The 14,899-nt window shown below is 50.6% G+C and carries 17 protein-coding genes; 13 read left to right on the forward strand and 4 right to left on the reverse strand.

The window, feature by feature from the left end; genetic code table 11:
• Positions 1-77 precede the first annotated feature (77 nt).
• Together KGZ93_07765 and KGZ93_07770 are read right to left on the reverse strand one after the other, a co-directional pair.
• Positions 78-1,373, reverse strand: a complete 1,296-nt coding sequence (locus tag KGZ93_07765; protein ID MBS3909508.1) for a DUF1015 domain-containing protein — start codon at positions 1,371-1,373, stop codon at positions 78-80.
• A 207-nt stretch (positions 1,374-1,580) separates the two neighbouring features.
• Positions 1,581-2,201, reverse strand: a complete 621-nt coding sequence (locus tag KGZ93_07770) for a hypothetical protein (protein MBS3909509.1) — start codon at positions 2,199-2,201, stop codon at positions 1,581-1,583.
• A gap of 600 nt (positions 2,202-2,801) precedes the next feature.
• Between KGZ93_07770 and KGZ93_07775 the strand changes: the two genes are divergently transcribed.
• Entirely contained in the window at positions 2,802-3,218 is a 417-nt protein-coding gene (locus KGZ93_07775; GenBank protein MBS3909510.1) for a hypothetical protein, read from the forward strand.
• A 69-nt stretch (positions 3,219-3,287) separates the two neighbouring features.
• Entirely contained in the window at positions 3,288-4,511 is a 1,224-nt protein-coding gene (locus KGZ93_07780; GenBank protein ID MBS3909511.1) for a methionine adenosyltransferase, read from the forward strand.
• A 60-nt stretch (positions 4,512-4,571) separates the two neighbouring features.
• Here KGZ93_07780 and KGZ93_07785 read toward each other — a convergent pair whose 3' ends face one another.
• Together KGZ93_07785 and KGZ93_07790 are read right to left on the reverse strand one after the other, a co-directional pair.
• Positions 4,572-4,871: a hypothetical protein gene (locus KGZ93_07785; protein ID MBS3909512.1), complete on the reverse strand. Its 300-nt coding sequence runs from the start codon at positions 4,869-4,871 to the stop codon at positions 4,572-4,574.
• 276 nt (positions 4,872-5,147) lie between these two features.
• A complete protein-coding gene (locus tag KGZ93_07790) occupies positions 5,148-6,161 on the reverse strand; it encodes a GGDEF domain-containing protein (protein ID MBS3909513.1) in 1,014 nt (337 codons plus the stop codon).
• Between the two features lie 290 nt (positions 6,162-6,451).
• Here KGZ93_07790 and KGZ93_07795 point away from each other — a divergent pair, with 290 nt between their 5' ends.
• The 11 genes from KGZ93_07795 (at position 6,452) to KGZ93_07845 (ending at position 14,892) form a co-directional block, all read left to right on the forward strand.
• The gene (locus KGZ93_07795; GenBank protein ID MBS3909514.1) at positions 6,452-6,979 is read left to right on the forward strand and encodes a hypothetical protein; all 528 of its coding nucleotides are present in this window, start codon (positions 6,452-6,454) and stop codon (positions 6,977-6,979) included.
• A gap of 285 nt (positions 6,980-7,264) precedes the next feature.
• Positions 7,265-8,398 carry a 4Fe-4S dicluster domain-containing protein gene (locus tag KGZ93_07800; protein MBS3909515.1) on the forward strand — a complete coding sequence of 378 codons (1,134 nt, stop codon included), beginning with the start codon at positions 7,265-7,267 and terminating at the stop codon, positions 8,396-8,398.
• A gap of 24 nt (positions 8,399-8,422) precedes the next feature.
• Positions 8,423-8,902, forward strand: a complete 480-nt coding sequence (locus KGZ93_07805; protein ID MBS3909516.1) for a cyclic nucleotide-binding domain-containing protein — start codon at positions 8,423-8,425, stop codon at positions 8,900-8,902.
• A gap of 68 nt (positions 8,903-8,970) precedes the next feature.
• Entirely contained in the window at positions 8,971-9,813 is an 843-nt protein-coding gene (locus KGZ93_07810) for an FAD/NAD(P)-binding protein (GenBank protein MBS3909517.1), read from the forward strand.
• Positions 9,813-10,619: an oxidoreductase gene (locus tag KGZ93_07815; protein MBS3909518.1), complete on the forward strand. Its 807-nt coding sequence runs from the start codon at positions 9,813-9,815 to the stop codon at positions 10,617-10,619. Before KGZ93_07810 ends, KGZ93_07815 begins: the two co-directional genes overlap by 1 nt.
• Positions 10,616-11,950: a Ni/Fe hydrogenase subunit alpha gene (locus tag KGZ93_07820; GenBank protein MBS3909519.1), complete on the forward strand. Its 1,335-nt coding sequence runs from the start codon at positions 10,616-10,618 to the stop codon at positions 11,948-11,950. The genes KGZ93_07815 and KGZ93_07820 overlap by 4 nt, the downstream gene beginning before the upstream one ends.
• A 20-nt stretch (positions 11,951-11,970) precedes the next feature.
• Positions 11,971-12,528, forward strand: coding sequence for a hydrogenase maturation protease (locus KGZ93_07825; GenBank protein ID MBS3909520.1), 558 nt, complete (start codon positions 11,971-11,973; stop codon positions 12,526-12,528).
• A 178-nt stretch (positions 12,529-12,706) separates the two neighbouring features.
• Positions 12,707-13,048, forward strand: a complete 342-nt coding sequence (locus KGZ93_07830) for a winged helix-turn-helix transcriptional regulator (GenBank protein MBS3909521.1) — start codon at positions 12,707-12,709, stop codon at positions 13,046-13,048.
• The gene (locus tag KGZ93_07835; GenBank protein ID MBS3909522.1) at positions 13,048-13,368 is read left to right on the forward strand and encodes a DsrE family protein; all 321 of its coding nucleotides are present in this window, start codon (positions 13,048-13,050) and stop codon (positions 13,366-13,368) included. The genes KGZ93_07830 and KGZ93_07835 overlap by 1 nt, the downstream gene beginning before the upstream one ends.
• Before the next feature lie 49 nt (positions 13,369-13,417).
• On the forward strand, positions 13,418-14,218 hold the full coding sequence (locus tag KGZ93_07840) for a sulfite exporter TauE/SafE family protein (protein ID MBS3909523.1): 801 nt from the start codon (positions 13,418-13,420) through the stop codon (positions 14,216-14,218).
• 269 nt (positions 14,219-14,487) lie between these two features.
• The gene (locus KGZ93_07845) at positions 14,488-14,892 is read left to right on the forward strand and encodes a hypothetical protein (protein MBS3909524.1); all 405 of its coding nucleotides are present in this window, start codon (positions 14,488-14,490) and stop codon (positions 14,890-14,892) included.
• Positions 14,893-14,899 lie beyond the last annotated feature (7 nt).

Here is a 14,899-nt window from a genome sequence, read left to right on the forward strand (position 1 = left end):
GTAGCGTTACAACTGAATATGGTCGAATACAAAGAGGACAAGCTCCGGGTGACAAGCGCCCGGAGCTTGTTTGATTTTTACCACTCGAGCCTATTGAAGACCAGTCCGGATAAGAGCTTCGGGTAGAAGTAAGTCGACTTCTGCGGCATTATCTCGCCCACGCCGGCTATCCCGCGCACATCGTCGACCTTGGTCGGGTTGAGGAAGAAAGCCATTTGGTAGGTGCCGCCTTTTACCAGTTCGACGGCTTCGGTTTCATCGGTCGTAAACTTTATGCTGTTCTCGATGTTCGTTCCGCCGAACCCCAGGACGCGGTTGATTATCACGTGGTGGAGCATGGTGACGTCGAGAAGTTTCCAAGCTTTGGATTCGGGGCCGTCCAGCAATTGCAGGATACCCGCTTCGTTTTTCAAAGTAAGCAGGTAGAATGTGTTGTTACCCAGGTATACGCCGATTGAATGCTTGTCCGCGTTGGCCGCAAGTCCGGCCATAACCATATCGACCGCCTCCATTTTCTCGACATCAAAGACATACTCCAAGTTCGCGCGGAATTTGTCGTTATTGATCTTAGGCAGGTTTTTTAACATCCGGTGCGTCGGTAATATGGTCAGGCCTTCGCTTTCCATGTTGACGAACATCATCATCGTAAAGTCGAATGCGCCCTCGCCCGAATTATCGCCGGTGGCCTTGCGCATCTCGTCGCGATAATTGATGGCGGTCTCGTAACGATGGTGACCGTCGGCTATATATAATGATTTATCGCGCACGAGTTCTTGTATATCGGCTATCACGGCCGGGTCGCTGATTGTCCAGAGGCGGTGGATAACGCCGTCGACCTCGATATCGATGCGCGGCTTCTCTTTAGTATGCTCGTAAAGGAGCGCATCGACTTTTTTATCAGGGTCGGAGAAGAGGCTGAAAATCTGGCTGAAATTCGTGCCGCAGGCGCGCATCAGACGCAGCCGATCGGCTTTGGGCCCTTTGAGCGTGCGCTCATGGGCTTTGATTTTTCCGGTCGAGAAGTCCTCGACCCTGGTGAGCGCGATGAACCCGATTCGGTTTATCGTAACACCCCTGACCTCGTATTCTTGTTCATACGCATAGAGGGACGGCTCTAAGTCGCGCACCAGGACGCCCTTTTCGAGCCAGTCGCTATATGTGGCCCATGCTCTCGCGTATTTATTGTTCTTGGAGCCGTCGGCCGACGAACCTTGAGGAAGTTCCAGGCGCACTACATTATATTTGCTGTTCTTTAAGAGTGTTTTATGGGCTTCTTCGTCTATAACATCGTATGGAGGAGCGACTACCGTAGATAGGTCTTCTATGATGCTTTTGTTATACAACACGCCCTTAAAAGGTCTAATTTCTGCCAATCTTAACAGTCTCCATTCGTGTAGTCTCGCAACGGCTTGGTCTATTGTTATGCCTTAATGGTGCTATCTTAAATATACTAAGGAAACAGCCTGTTTAATGCAAGAACAACGGCGGATTTTGTGAAACGGCGGAGGTCGTTTGAACTCGTTCTTTAGCGAAACCGTCGAGCCGTTCAAAGCTTTGCGGCAGCGTAGTGCGCCGCGCCGCTAGCCTGCTCTCCGGGGACGGCCAAGCTCTTCTCTTCGCGGGTCTTCAGGGGTCGTAACGGGGATTGATTTTGCGGCCGGCGCGCTCTCCGGTATTGTTGTTTTGCGGGATTGGCGCGAGTTTTGCGCGCGCGCGGTGAGGGTGAGTGCCGTGTCGAGCCGGACGATATAGCCTTCGCCGAACCTTCCGCCGAACACGCTTCCGGCTAGCGCAAAGACGCCCGCAATCATCAACAGCGGCCTATACGCCCCGGTTACCGCTTCAATCGAGCCCATGACATCGATACTCAGCGCGTTACCGACGATAACCGTGAACGTACCCGCGAAAAATAGCGTTAAAGCGCTGGTTACTACGACTAAAACGCCGTTTATCGAACCGCCGACGGCGGCCATGCGACCCGAGACGTAACCGCCGGCAAAGAACGCTGTGAACGCTGATATGAAAAGGGCAAAGTTTAAATAAAAGCCGCCGATGACTTGCTCGCCATTAATTAGCTGGGCGATGTCGAAGCCCGCGTATAGCGCGAGGCTTACCGTTCCGACCAGCATTACCAGAAGCATAAAACAACTGATAACCCAACCAACGAAAACCGCGCCCAGCTTAACCCGTGACCTTGCCATTGCCGCCTCCAGACTTTTTTAACTTCGATGTTCATTGTTGCTTTTCAGTGGTCGAAACGCATATGTTCGCGAAATCCCCGCCGACGCGGGTTCTAACGCCACGCGTGATAGCAAGTGGCGGCCTTAGCCGTTCTTATTAATTTTGCCCGGATAATAGCGGATTAAACGCTTTTTGGCGCTTTTTATAGGAAACTGTCTTTTGGTGGAGTAAGCTCTTATTGATCCATGGTTTTAAGGACAAGCGTTAATCGGACTGAAGCAAGAAATCAGGTCTTGAACGATAAAAAAGAAAAATTATAACTGGTAAAAAGCGGGAAGACCGCGGGCATCCGTAGAATTCTATTTCATATGAGCAGGTTAAGCGCGTATCGGGACGGGTGGGGTGAGTCGCTAATCATAGCCGCCATGTTTATGAAGTAGCGCTTGTTGTTGCAATTACATGATGCAATTGTACATCCTATACATTATCGAGAGACGAGTGGCCAGGTTGATACCCGCCCGAGCCTGGCCCGTATGGGGGTGACGCCGAGTCGTTTAAATGCGAAATTAGCCCGTAAACTGTCGTGTAGGTGTTTGTCGGATTATGAGCGGGGGATAGTAATGCGTGACAACCGGTGGCTTCAGGGCAAGCTTGATCGGATTTGGTCGGAATATTACTCCGACGTTCCCAAGACAGAGAACGTAATGATTCATTTTAGTAAGAGATGTAGAAGTAGGTTGGGCTCTATTCGCCTGGTTGATGAGCGGGTCAGTGAGATTAGGATAAACGGCCTTCTAAGGGAGAAGGATATACCCGATATCGTTTGCGAAGCCGTCATAGCGCATGAGCTGACCCATTATGTGCACGGTTTTGGCTCAAGGAGGCCCCAGCTTTATAAGTACCCGCATCGCGGCGGCGTCGTAGCTCGCGAGATGATAAAAAGAGGACTTGGCGAGTCGCATTATGCCGCGAAGGATTGGATAAATACTAATTGGCTCGAGTTTTACGGTGAGAAGATGAAAAAGCCGAAGATTTAACGTTAAAGAACGACACGCTAGGGAGCCGATTTTGGTAGATAAGCCTTACGCGCGCGGGAGGTTTGTGCGATGAAGAAGAAGCGGAATATTCTCGTCGAGAGGCTCGGCGCCAACCCGGTCTTCGAGAACGAGGTCGAGATTGTCGAGCGCAAAGGGGTGGGCCACCCCGACTCCATCTGCGACGCGGTGATGGAAGAGATTTCAATCGCGCTCAGCCGCGAGTATTTGAGTTGCTGCGGAAGGGTGCTCCACCACAATATAGACAAGGGATTACTCATCGCCGGTGGGGTCGAGCGCAAGTTCGGCGGCGGTCGGGTCGTCGAGCCGATGCGACTTATCATCGGCGATAGGGCGACTTTCGAGTTTAATGGGAAGCGGGTTCCGGTCGAGAAAATAGCGGTCAGTGCGGCTAAAAAATGGATACAGGGCAATTTGCGCTTCGTCGACCCGGATAATGACTTCGAGTTCGACGTTGAACTCAAACCCGGCTCACCCGAACTCTCCGATATCTTTAACCGCGAGGGGGAGTTGCTGGGGGCAAACGATACGTCCGCCGCGGTCGGCTACGCGCCGCTCAGTGCGACCGAGAAGATGGTTCTCGGCGTCGAGCACCACCTCAACTCGTCCGCCTTTAAAGAGCGGTTCCCAGTGGCCGGTGAGGATATCAAAGTCATGGCGTATCGTGCCGGCCGTGAACTCCACCTTACCGTCGCCATGCCCCTTATAGACCGTTATATCGAAAGCGTCGACGAGTATTTCCAGAGAAAGCGAGAGCTGCTCGACTACACGACCGCTTTTGCCAACGACAAGACGGAGCGCGACTTTAAGAACGTCTTTGTCTACCTGAATATGCTGGACGCCCCCGGCCGCGGCCTCGACGGTATCTATCTGAGTGTCACAGGCACCTCGGCTGAGGACGCGGATTCGGGTCAGGTGGGTCGCGGAAATCGCGTCAACGGTGTCATCGCGCTCAATCGGCCGATGGGCACCGAGGCCGCCGCCGGCAAGAACCCGGTCAGCCACGTGGGTAAGATATACACTATTCTCGCTCACCGCGTCGCCAACGAGATCTATAACTCCGTCGAGGGTGTCCGCGAGGTCTACGTTTGGCTCTGCAGCCAAATCGGCCAACCCATCGACGAGCCGCGCGTCGCGTCAGCGCAGTTGATTTTAGAGCACGGCGCAGCCATCGACAAGATTGAGCCGCTCGTAAAAGGGGTCATCGACCTCGAACTCGCCAATATCGGCGCGTTCACGACCGAACTCGCCGAGGGCAGGTATAAGGTGTGGTAGGGCAACGCGCTCGCGGCTCGTTCGGCATCGGTTTCGTCCAGGCTCGATGAAAAGCCGGCCTTAGCCCGACAGCGCCTCTGCGGCAAGCCGTTTCTTCTCGTTGATGCGGGCTTTCTCGCGCTCGAACTCTTCGCGCGAAGCTTCTATCTGGACCGCATAGACATGTACGCCGGTCTGCCCTATCATCTGCTTCATCTCATCTTCAGCGTCTTCAAGCGCAGCGTCTAGCCGCGCAAGCTCCGCTTCGATCTCGCCCTTATCCATCGTCTTCACTTTTTCGGCGTAGTCCTTGATCTCTTGCGAGTTCGCGAGTTCAAGCTTGATCTCTTCTTCGAGTGCGTTGTTTTTGTCGACCGCCATCTTGGTCCTCCTGTTATCTTAGCGGCGCGTGGACGCCGAGCGTCATCCGCGCCGAATTGCGGCAATACCCCTAACGGTTATCTCTTTAAGTTGGTCGCGGGATGTCCGGTTTCATATTAAGATTGTTGCCTTTCGGGGAGACTCTTAAACTTTGAGCCGCCGGCAAGCCGCAAAGCGGTTGCCGGGTTCGGTCGCAAGGTTCTCGATACAAGGGGTTTGTTAGATGGCGTAAGCCAGGCAACAGATGCGCCGTTGGGGGCTCATGGGCTTGTAGCCCTAAGCTTTAGCGGAGACGGTGTCGCGGCACCCCATATCGCCCGAATAGATAATTAAATCACGTCCGGCCTGCTTGGCCTCGTAAAGGGCACTATCGGCGGTCGCGATAAGCTCATCCTTATTCCGGGCGCAAGCCGGATAGTCGGACACGCCGACGCTTACCGTGCATTTTAAATCGGCGGCGACATCCGCTAATTCCTCAGCTATGAATGCCGGGAGCCGTTTGTTGATGCGCTTGGCTACCCGAATAGCGTGTTTGACATGAGTTGAAGGTAGGATGACGAGGAACTCCTCGCCTCCATAGCGAACCGCCAGGTCGTCCCCGCGAATGGCGTTCTTTAGAAACTTCGCGAAGGCCTTGAGAACCTCATCACCGACCTGGTGACCATAGGTATCGTTTACTTTTTTGAAATGGTCGAGGTCGGCCATGAGCACCGATAGCGGCTTGCCGCTCATTTGGGCGTCCGCCATCGCCCTTTCGAGCTTTACGACCATGCTTTTGCGGTTAAAGAGCCCGGTCAGAGGGTCGGTCTCGGCGTCTTCTTTGGCAAGGTTAAGATTATGCTCGATCTCCAGCCAAAGCATTGCGTTTTGCTCCTCGCGCTCGGCTATCATTTTGTCTTGTACCTTAAGTTTCCGCTCCTTCTCCTCTATTCTTGCCGCAAACGAGTTAACCTCATCGGCCAGTGTCGACACGCAAGCTATCTCATCGACCTCAAGGCGTCCGTCGAAGCGCCCGGAGACCTTGAGTTCTTTAAGATGGTCGGAGATGAGTTCGATCGAACCGAGGACGCGAATAATCGTGGAGGCAACCCAAATCGCAAAGCCCATACTCGCGAGCGATAGTATCGCCGCCAACGGTCGAGCGTAAGACGCCGTCGCAACAGCGCTCTCACTTAAGATAAACACAAGCGCAAGTAGCCCGATCAATGGTGAAATCGCGGCAAATATGAAGACCGCACGAGCAATCGGCTTCCTATTCAGTTTCCGCAAATTCGACAATACGAGCTTCAAAGAAGTTACGTCCTTTTCGACCTATGATTGCCGGTAAAAGCATAAGGCACGGTTGAGTAATAATAAAATAATTATCGGTAAGAAATCGACGGGGTTTAATAAAACCCGAAAACCCGGGGACGTCCGCTTATTAGATCCCGAAAGGGAGGTTGTCGGCTCCCGAGCGGTTTATCGGGGAAATGAAAGGTTTTGGCAGCCGGGCTTTGCTGAAATGAAGGTAAATGATTTTCCGCCGCGGAATATATAATTACCTAATAGGCATATAGAGAAGCGACGAAAGGGTGTTAAATATGGCCATGAACGAGCGTGAATCGACACTCAACGCGAACCATGCGGCAAAAAAACCCGCAAAAGGAAAGAGGATATTAACCATCGTTATCGTCGTGGTTGTGCTGGCGGCGGCTCTGTTTGGCGGCGGCTGGCGGCAAGGGCGCGCGCAGGTCGCCGCACAAAAGGCCGACTATGAAAGCCGGCTCCAAGCGGTCGAGGATGAGTTGGCACAAACACAAGAGCGACTTGCCGCTCAAATGAATCGGGCTCTTTTGATGGAGGCTCGCGCCGCGCTATATCGCAGTGCGATTGACTTGGACCGGCGAAACTTTGGCATAGCCACCACCCACCTGCGGGAAGCCGCAACCGCGTTGGGGAAAATCGATGACGTGAACGGGGGCTTGGATCAAACGCGGCTGAATGCTTTGCAATCGGCGATTGCGGAGACCGACATCAATGTCGCCGTGAACCTGGAGGAACAGCGCGCGAAGATTTTAGGGTTTACCGAAGAACTCGATGCTTTGGTGTCTGAGTCGACAGATCGATAGAATCATAGTGGGACGTCGGATTGTCTAAGCGATCTGATACGTATATAGTATATGCCTTAAGTCCACAGTTGTCTTTACCGATTCCGACGTCCCCTATACTAAGTCTCACAACGGCACCACGTGCATTTGTTCACAATATTTTTTTAAAAGAAGGGATGAAAAATAAGTAGTTGAATTAAGAATTAAGAAACTATCAATGATGTTAATCGAGAGCGACTATTTAGAATCCGGAATCGAGATTAAAATTGTTAGCCGGGAGTTGAAATGAGAAACAGTCTACCATTAATGATTGGCGATAAAGCTATAGTCGGTCGTAAGCATTTACAGCACCTACTTGATGCCCTGGCACATCGAAATTACGAGCTGGTAGGCCCGACCATGCGTGACCGAGCTATTACATATGAGAGTATCACAAGTGTTGAGGATCTACCTATCGGCTGGACCGAATCCCAAAGCCCTGGTGCTTATCGCCTAGAAAAACGCGGCGACGAAGCGTTTTTTGGCTATGTCGTCGGCGCGGACTCGTGGAAGAAGTTCTTGCATCCACCCGTGTCCAAGTTATGGAAAGCAGAGCGTAACGGCAGCGGTTTTAAGATTCAAAAAGAAAACGATGTAGCGCCAAAGTTTGCTTTTATCGGTGTGCGCTCGTGTGACCTTCATGCCATATCCGTTCAAGATAAAGTTTTCATGGAGGGCGATTATATTGACCCTACCTATAAATCCAGGCGCGATAGAGCTTTTATTGTGGCAGTCGATTGTGCTCAATCTAGTAAAACATGTTTTTGCCCGTCTTTGTCTACCGGGCCAAAGGCAACATCCGGGTTCGATCTTTCCTTAACGGAAATCATAGGGCCGGATAGCGAAGGGTTCAATCGTCATTACTTTGAGGTGGAAGTCGGCACGGAAATGGGCGCCGATATTTTGCGCGATGTGCCGCTGGGAGAACTTCGCGAAGGAGAGGCGAGTGCGGAGCAGATTACAGAAAGCACCTTAAGCACCATATTGAAGAACGGCACGGGGGTAAATATTGACGGTATTAAAGACAAGCTTTATCGAAATTACGAGCATCCGCGTTGGGACGTGATTGCATCACGCTGTCTAACCTGCGGCAATTGTACAATGGTCTGCCCGACGTGCTTTTGTGTTTCGGTTGAAGATTTTACCGATCTAGATGGTAAGCACGCTGAAAGACGGCGAAAATGGGATTCTTGTTTTACATTGGACTTTTCTTACATTCACGGAGGGGTTGTGCGAACCACACCAAAAGCTCGCTATCGCCATTGGTTAATACACAAATTTGCCGCATGGGTCGATCAGTTCGATGCTTTAGGTTGTGTCGGCTGCGGACGCTGCATAACGTGGTGTCCCGTGGGGATAAATATTGCCGAAGAAGTCGGAATTATTTGTGAAGATCGATAGGTCCCAATACAAGGAGGCTTCGCTGTGGATACGGTTGAAAGAATCTTAAGAGAACACCCTTTCTTTCGAGGCTTTGAAGAATCTCATATGGAAACCATTCTGTCGTGTGGTGCTAGCGTACGCTTTGATGCCGGCCAGTTTCTATATCGTGAAGGTGAAAAAGCGAATACTTTTTATCTTATTCGTTCCGGCCGCGTAGCACTGGAGACGCACATCCCCGAGCAAGGAACCATTGTCTTCCAAACAATCGGGGAAGACGAGATAGTCGGTTGGGCCTGGCTTTTTCCACCATTTTTATGGCACACGGATGCCCGCGCAATTGAAACCGTAAGAGCTATTGCCATGAATGGGATATGCTTGCGCGCGAAGTGCGAGGAAGACCACGAATTAGGCTATGAGATGATGAAGCGGTTTGCTCAGATTATCATACAAAGACTGAGGGCATCGAGACTCCAGCTTCTCGATATATACGGAACCCACATGGGAACAGGGGGGCGAACATAGTGGCTTCGATAACGGATTTGGATAGAGCCCATGTAGGCGAAACGAAATCGCGAGTCGTTTTAGATTCAATGGCTCCAATCCCCGCCAAGGTGCGGCAGATACGTCGTGAGACTAACGATGTTTTCACATTGACGCTGGAGCCTCCCGCCGGAATTATCGAAGCATTCAATGGCGGATCCGCTAACGGTTTTACATTTGCGCCTGGGCAATTTAACATGCTCTATCTCTTTGGCGTTGGGGAGGTGCCTATTTCAATCAGCGGCAACCCTTTAAACTCAAAGCAAATCGTCCACACCATAAGGGCGACCGGTACGGTGACCGATAGAATGAAAAAGATCAAGCGCGGCGATATGCTTGGTGTAAGAGGGCCTTTTGGCAGTCATTGGCCCGTAGAGGCATCAAAAGGACATGATGTGGTAATTGTTGCCGGAGGAATTGGGCTCGCACCACTTAGGCCCGCTATTTATCACATTCTTAGCCAACGGGAGCTTTATGGAAGAGTTATCTTGTTGTATGGGACCCGTGCCCCGGCTGATATCCTCTACGCGCGCGAGCTGGAGCGATGGCGAGGCGGATTCGATGTGGAAATCCAGGTGACCGTGGACACAGCCGGCTCAAACTGGCGTGGCAACGTGGGGGTCGTAACAACCTTGATTCCAAAGATTAGTTTTGACCCGTACGAGACGATAGCGATGATTTGCGGCCCCGAAATCATGATGCGGTTTACCATAAAAGAACTCGTAAAATATGGTCTGACCTACGAGAAGATTTATATTTCGATGGAGCGAAATATGAAGTGCGCGGTGGGACTTTGCGGGCATTGTCAATTCGGGCCTAAATTCGTCTGCAAAGACGGCGCGGTATTTCGTTACGACCAAATAAAGCCTTTCTTTGAAGGGCGTGAGATATAATGAGCAATCGACTGAGCAAGCCCAAGCTCGCGGTCTGGAAATTTGCTTCCTGTGATGGTTGCCAGTTGAGTTTACTCGATTGTGAAGACGAATTGCTTGCGGTCGCCGGCAAGGTGGATATCGCCTATTTTTTGGAGGCATCACGACTTACCGTAAAGGGCCCGTATGATATCTCCTTGGTGGAAGGGAGCATAACAACTCCTCATGATGCGGAGCGCATACAGAAGGTGCGTCGTAATTCTAAATATCTTATAACGATAGGTGCTTGCGCTACGGCAGGTGGGATACAGGCGCTCCGTAATTTCAAAAACGTGGGAGAGTTTGCGTCTGTTGTTTATCCGGCGCCCGAGCATATTAGCGCGCTAGATCACTCTACTCCCATTGCCGACCACGTGAAAGTCGATATGAGCCTACGAGGTTGTCCCATCAGTAAGTTTCAACTCATCGAAGTCGTAAACGCATTACTTAACAATAGAAAACCAAATGTTTCAGCACATAGCGTATGTGTCGAGTGCAAAAGGAAGGGTAACATATGTGTGATGGTCGCGCATAATAATCCGTGTCTCGGGCCGGTTGTGCATGCTGGCTGTGACGCGCTGTGTCCTTCTTATCATCGTGGCTGTTATGGTTGTTTTGGCCCCATGGAATCTCCTAATACGATTTCTCTTAGCGAAAGATGGCAGGTATTAGATAAGTCGCCCGCCGAGATCGAGCGTGCCTTTCGCCTCTTCAATGCCTGGGCAGAGCCATTTCGAGAGCCGTTTCAGAAGCAATTCCGCGGAGCGGAAGGAGTGGTGACAAAATGAGAAAGAACGGGGACGCGGATAGAGAAAGAGTAAAAAACACAAAAACCAAGAGCATAAAGGTAGAGAACCTTGCCCGAATCGAGGGTGAGGGAGCTTTGGATATAAAAATTAAAGGGGGACGGGTAGCGGATTTAAAGCTTAGAGTCTATGAGCCGCCGCGATTTTTTGAGGCGTTTCTGCGTGGTCGCGAATATAAGGAGGTACCCGATATAACCGCGCGTATCTGTGGTATCTGCCCGGTGGCCTATCAGATGAGCAGCGCTCATGCAATCGAGGATGCTTTCGGCATAAAAGTAGACGGCGCCTTACGTGACTTAAGGCGGCTTATTTATTGCGGCGAGTGGATTGAGAGCCATGCTCTACACATATACATGCTGCATGCCCCTGATTTTTTGGGATATGACGATGTGCTAAAAATAGCGCAGGATTACCCGGACATAGTCAACCAAGGATTGCGACTTAAGAAAATCGGTAATCAAATTGTTACTCTGGTCGGAGGGCGAGAAATTCATCCCGTAAATGTTTGTGTCGGCGGTTTTTACCGGACTCCCGACAAAAAAGCACTTTTGACACTTATGGACGACCTTAAGTGGGCGATCGACGCTTCTTGTAAAACCTCAAAATGGGCGGCAAGCCTGGATTTTCCCGACTTTGAAAGAGATTTTGAATTTGTCGCTTTAAGGCATCCAGACGAGTATCCCCTCAATGAGGGACGCATAGTCTCCAATAAAGGGTTGGATATTTCCGTTAACGAATATGAAGGTCATTTCATCGAAGAACAAGTCGATTACTCCAATGCACTTCATTCGGTAATTAATGGAAGCGGCGATTACTCAGTCGGGCCACTCGCGCGTTTCAATTTAAATTTTGATAAACTTACGCCTTTAGCTCAAGAGGCGGCCAAGGAAAGCGGCATTCCTATTCCTTGCCGTAATCCGTTTATGAGCATAATCGCTCGCAGTATCGAACTCTTGTACGCCTGCGAAGAGGCGTTGCGTATTATTGAAAACTACGAGCCCCCCGAAAAACCAAGGGTCGACGTTTGCGTGAAAGCGGGAAAAGGGTACGGTTGTTCTGAGGCGCCCCGTGGGATTCTTTATCACAGCTATCAGATCGGCGTCGATGGCTTGGTCGAGAGCGCTAAAATAGTGCCGCCCACAGCTCAGAACCAAAAATGTATCGAACGGGATCTTTTAAACTTTGTTCCATCGTTGCTTGATTTGTCTACCGAGGAGGCAACTTACAAGTGCGAGCAGGCAATACGTAACTATGATCCCTGTATCTCTTGCGCGACGCACTTTCTTAAGCTCAACATCGAATATGGAAGTTAGCATGGGAGAAGAGGGTTGGCGTGGAGAAGAGCGCGAGCGGCAATATTAGTAAATCAGTCATCCGGGTCATAGGCGTCGGTCAACCCTTTGCCGGTGATGACGGGGTTGGCTTCGAGATTGCGGGGCGATTAAGGCAGCAAATAAAGCAGTTGGATGTATCTAACATCGAAGAGGATGCGTCCTCTATCGAGGTGTTGCGGACAACAGATAGTACAACCTTGATATATGCATTTAAAGGTGCTTCTAAAGTGATTATCGTAGACGCGGTAAAGGGCGGTGGTAGTCCGGGAGATGTCTTGCGTTTAACCCCGGAAACTCTATGCCAAACTCAAGCAGTACCTGTTTCAACGCACGGCTTAAGTGTAATCGATGCCATAGAGCTTTCAAAAATTTTCATGGCCGAGCAGGCGGAACTGAGTCGGGAAAAAACGGAGATTGTTATTATCGGTGTCGTTGTTGAAGACGTAAAGCTCTTCGACCGTGTTTTAAGCGAGTCGGTAGCACGGGCTATCCCAAAAGCTCTCGAGATGTGCTGGGCTGCGTTGCCAAGCCGGCGTCCTCAGAAAAGTTACAGATAGTTATGTGCTTATGCGCTAATCGGTAGACTGAGCGTGGGCTCGGGCTTGTACCGGCACCCGGCACCGCTTAGGATGCATAGGAAACAACGTCCCCGACTGTTTGACATCAACATATAAATATGTAATAATGTAAGCATATATCACGATGGTTTTGTGCTCCGACCGGAAAGGTCTATCCATGAAAGCGACCGGAAACAGGATTGAACTCTTAAAGATCCTTGCCCATCCGATAAGAATAGAGATACTGGAACAACTTCAAGAGGGGGTAAAGTGCGTTAGCGACTTCGAAGAATCTATTGAGGCAAGCCAGCCCAACATATCGCAGCACCTAGCACTTCTTAGAAGGTATGGTCTCATCGATTACTACAACGATGGAAGATTGCGCTGCTATTTTTTGGTCGATCCGATAGTGCCGGATATTTTAAAGGTGCTAAATAAGAAGTATCAAGGCAGCCTACCGGCTCCCGCCTGCTGTCCTTATACAAAAAAAGGTACCTACCCGGGAGCAAGGAGGCGTTAATGAAAATAGGAATTATTATCAGCTCAAACGACCCGGAGACCGTATGGAACGCATTTCGCTATGGGGAGCACGCCATGCGAGCGGGAGACGAGGTAAAGGTTTTTTTAACCGGCCCCGGTGTTGAAGCGGAGCGTATCGGTACCGAGCGGTTTCCCATTACCGAGATGATGAAAAACTTAGAAGCCCTCGGTGGCAAGACCCTCTCCTGCGGCACGTGCGCAAAGAAGATACGGGGGCTTGAGCCCCAAGCTTGTCCTATCGGTGGGCTAAAAGATATGCATGAGATGGTTAAGGAAAGCGACAGAGTCGTAACTTTCTAGTCGAAAAACAGATTGCGGCTAGAGTTGTGTTTTGCGGAAAGGCGGAGTCATGGCCGAGACGAGTCTGCTCATAATACTGTTTCTGATAGGGCTTGTCGGCGCATTTTTCTCGGGCCTGCTAGGCTTAGGAGGCGCCATTATCCTTGTGCCGCTCCTTCTATACCTGCCCCCATTGATTGATGTTGGTTCGCTTTCCATGAAGGAGGTATCCGGCATTACTATCATCGTTGTCTTTGCTTCGGCCCTTACGGGTGTTCTTACACATAGCAAAAATCGCCTTGTTTCAAGAAGCCTAGTCCTTATTATGGGAGTCACCGCTGCTTCCACGGCACTTTTAGGTTCGATTTACTCGAAGCAGACCTCAAGCGAGACGCTCTTAGTTATCTTTGCGTTCATGGCCGCCTTTGCCGCTATCATCATGTGGCTGCCCAAGAAAGAGGTGGGTGAAGGTGTTCCACCTGAGGATATAGCATTTAACAAGATCGGAGCGTTTCTTATCTCTGTTGCCATAGGCTTTATCGGCGGTATGGTCGGGGCGCCCGGCGCCTATATCTTTACGCCCCTTATGATTTACTTTCTTGGCATTCCAACCAAAATCGCCATTGGAAGCACTTTGGGAATAGCCTTTGCCGCGTCGATTTTCGGGGCCATTGGAAAGCTTTCGACAGGGCAAGTCCCGTATCTGCTAACGCTAGCCGTACTGATAGGAGCCGTGCCGGGCGCCAGAATAGGCGCAAAGTATACGAAGAGAGTCCCGGCCGCCTCGCTAAAAAAGGCTCTCGGCGTGGTTATAGCCTTTGCCGCAATCCGCATGTGGCTGGACGTCTTGTATAAGCTCAATTACCTTTAGGAAGGTTTACGGACCCCGGCGAGGCGCCAAGGAAGCACGAATGGGAGGAGGTCGAGGTCTTCAAAAGGGTAAAAGTTCGGTAAAAGTTCGAAGCGTTGTCCGCCGTTCGATCCGTGCTCAATCCTGATGGTAGTTCTTATGGGCTGCTAATATCAAATATCGCGCTAAAGAGAATTGTTGTTATAAACAATGACATAAAGGCGCTAAAGCTCAGTCTTAGCTTCCATGATGTGCCCCGGACCTCTCCCTTGCTGAGGCTATAAGCGGCCATGATGCAAGCGGTAAAGACAATCCAAGCAACAAGAAGCATGATTTTATTAGATGTCATCTTGACAACTCCTCGCCAAGCGCTTTTTACCGCATGTTTCATTCAATCTCCAAAAATTATTATAACTATAAGCAAGCATGATATCAAGGTCAACAAGCGACACAGGCGGGTAGGACATCTGTTTCAAAATCGCTATAAGGCCATCATCCGCCAAGAGGACACATACTTTCTCGAACTCATCAGATACATTCATCTTAATCCGATTTGGGCGGGGCTTGTCGAAGATATGGCGGCCTTGAGACGCTATCCTTACTCCGGACACGCGTATCTTCTTGGCGGAAGAGCGGCGGACTTAAAGTTGTTCCCCAACCACAACCAACTTGCGAAAGATGAACCCGGGAGATGAACCGAGC

The organism is Actinomycetota bacterium, assembly GCA_018333515.1.
Classification (GTDB): domain Bacteria; phylum Actinomycetota; class Aquicultoria; order Aquicultorales; family Aquicultoraceae; genus Aquicultor.

What these genes read in the sequence shown, in the direction of transcription:
- KGZ93_07770 (MBS3909509.1), bottom strand. Translation starts at nt 2,201, where the DNA reads ATGGCAAGGTCACGGGTTAAGCTGGGCGCGGTTTTCGTTGGTTGGGTT.
- KGZ93_07775 (MBS3909510.1), top strand. Translation starts at nt 2,802, where the DNA reads ATGCGTGACAACCGGTGGCTTCAGGGCAAGCTTGATCGGATTTGGTCG.
- KGZ93_07780 (MBS3909511.1), top strand. Translation starts at nt 3,288, where the DNA reads ATGAAGAAGAAGCGGAATATTCTCGTCGAGAGGCTCGGCGCCAACCCG.
- KGZ93_07785 (MBS3909512.1), bottom strand. Translation starts at nt 4,871, where the DNA reads ATGGCGGTCGACAAAAACAACGCACTCGAAGAAGAGATCAAGCTTGAA.
- KGZ93_07795 (MBS3909514.1), top strand. Translation starts at nt 6,452, where the DNA reads ATGGCCATGAACGAGCGTGAATCGACACTCAACGCGAACCATGCGGCA.
- KGZ93_07800 (MBS3909515.1), top strand. Translation starts at nt 7,265, where the DNA reads ATGATTGGCGATAAAGCTATAGTCGGTCGTAAGCATTTACAGCACCTA.
- KGZ93_07810 (MBS3909517.1), top strand. Translation starts at nt 8,971, where the DNA reads ATGGCTCCAATCCCCGCCAAGGTGCGGCAGATACGTCGTGAGACTAAC.
- KGZ93_07815 (MBS3909518.1), top strand. Translation starts at nt 9,813, where the DNA reads ATGAGCAATCGACTGAGCAAGCCCAAGCTCGCGGTCTGGAAATTTGCT.
- KGZ93_07820 (MBS3909519.1), top strand. Translation starts at nt 10,616, where the DNA reads ATGAGAAAGAACGGGGACGCGGATAGAGAAAGAGTAAAAAACACAAAA.
- KGZ93_07830 (MBS3909521.1), top strand. Translation starts at nt 12,707, where the DNA reads ATGAAAGCGACCGGAAACAGGATTGAACTCTTAAAGATCCTTGCCCAT.
- KGZ93_07835 (MBS3909522.1), top strand. Translation starts at nt 13,048, where the DNA reads ATGAAAATAGGAATTATTATCAGCTCAAACGACCCGGAGACCGTATGG.
- KGZ93_07840 (MBS3909523.1), top strand. Translation starts at nt 13,418, where the DNA reads ATGGCCGAGACGAGTCTGCTCATAATACTGTTTCTGATAGGGCTTGTC.
- KGZ93_07845 (MBS3909524.1), top strand. Translation starts at nt 14,488, where the DNA reads ATGATGCAAGCGGTAAAGACAATCCAAGCAACAAGAAGCATGATTTTA.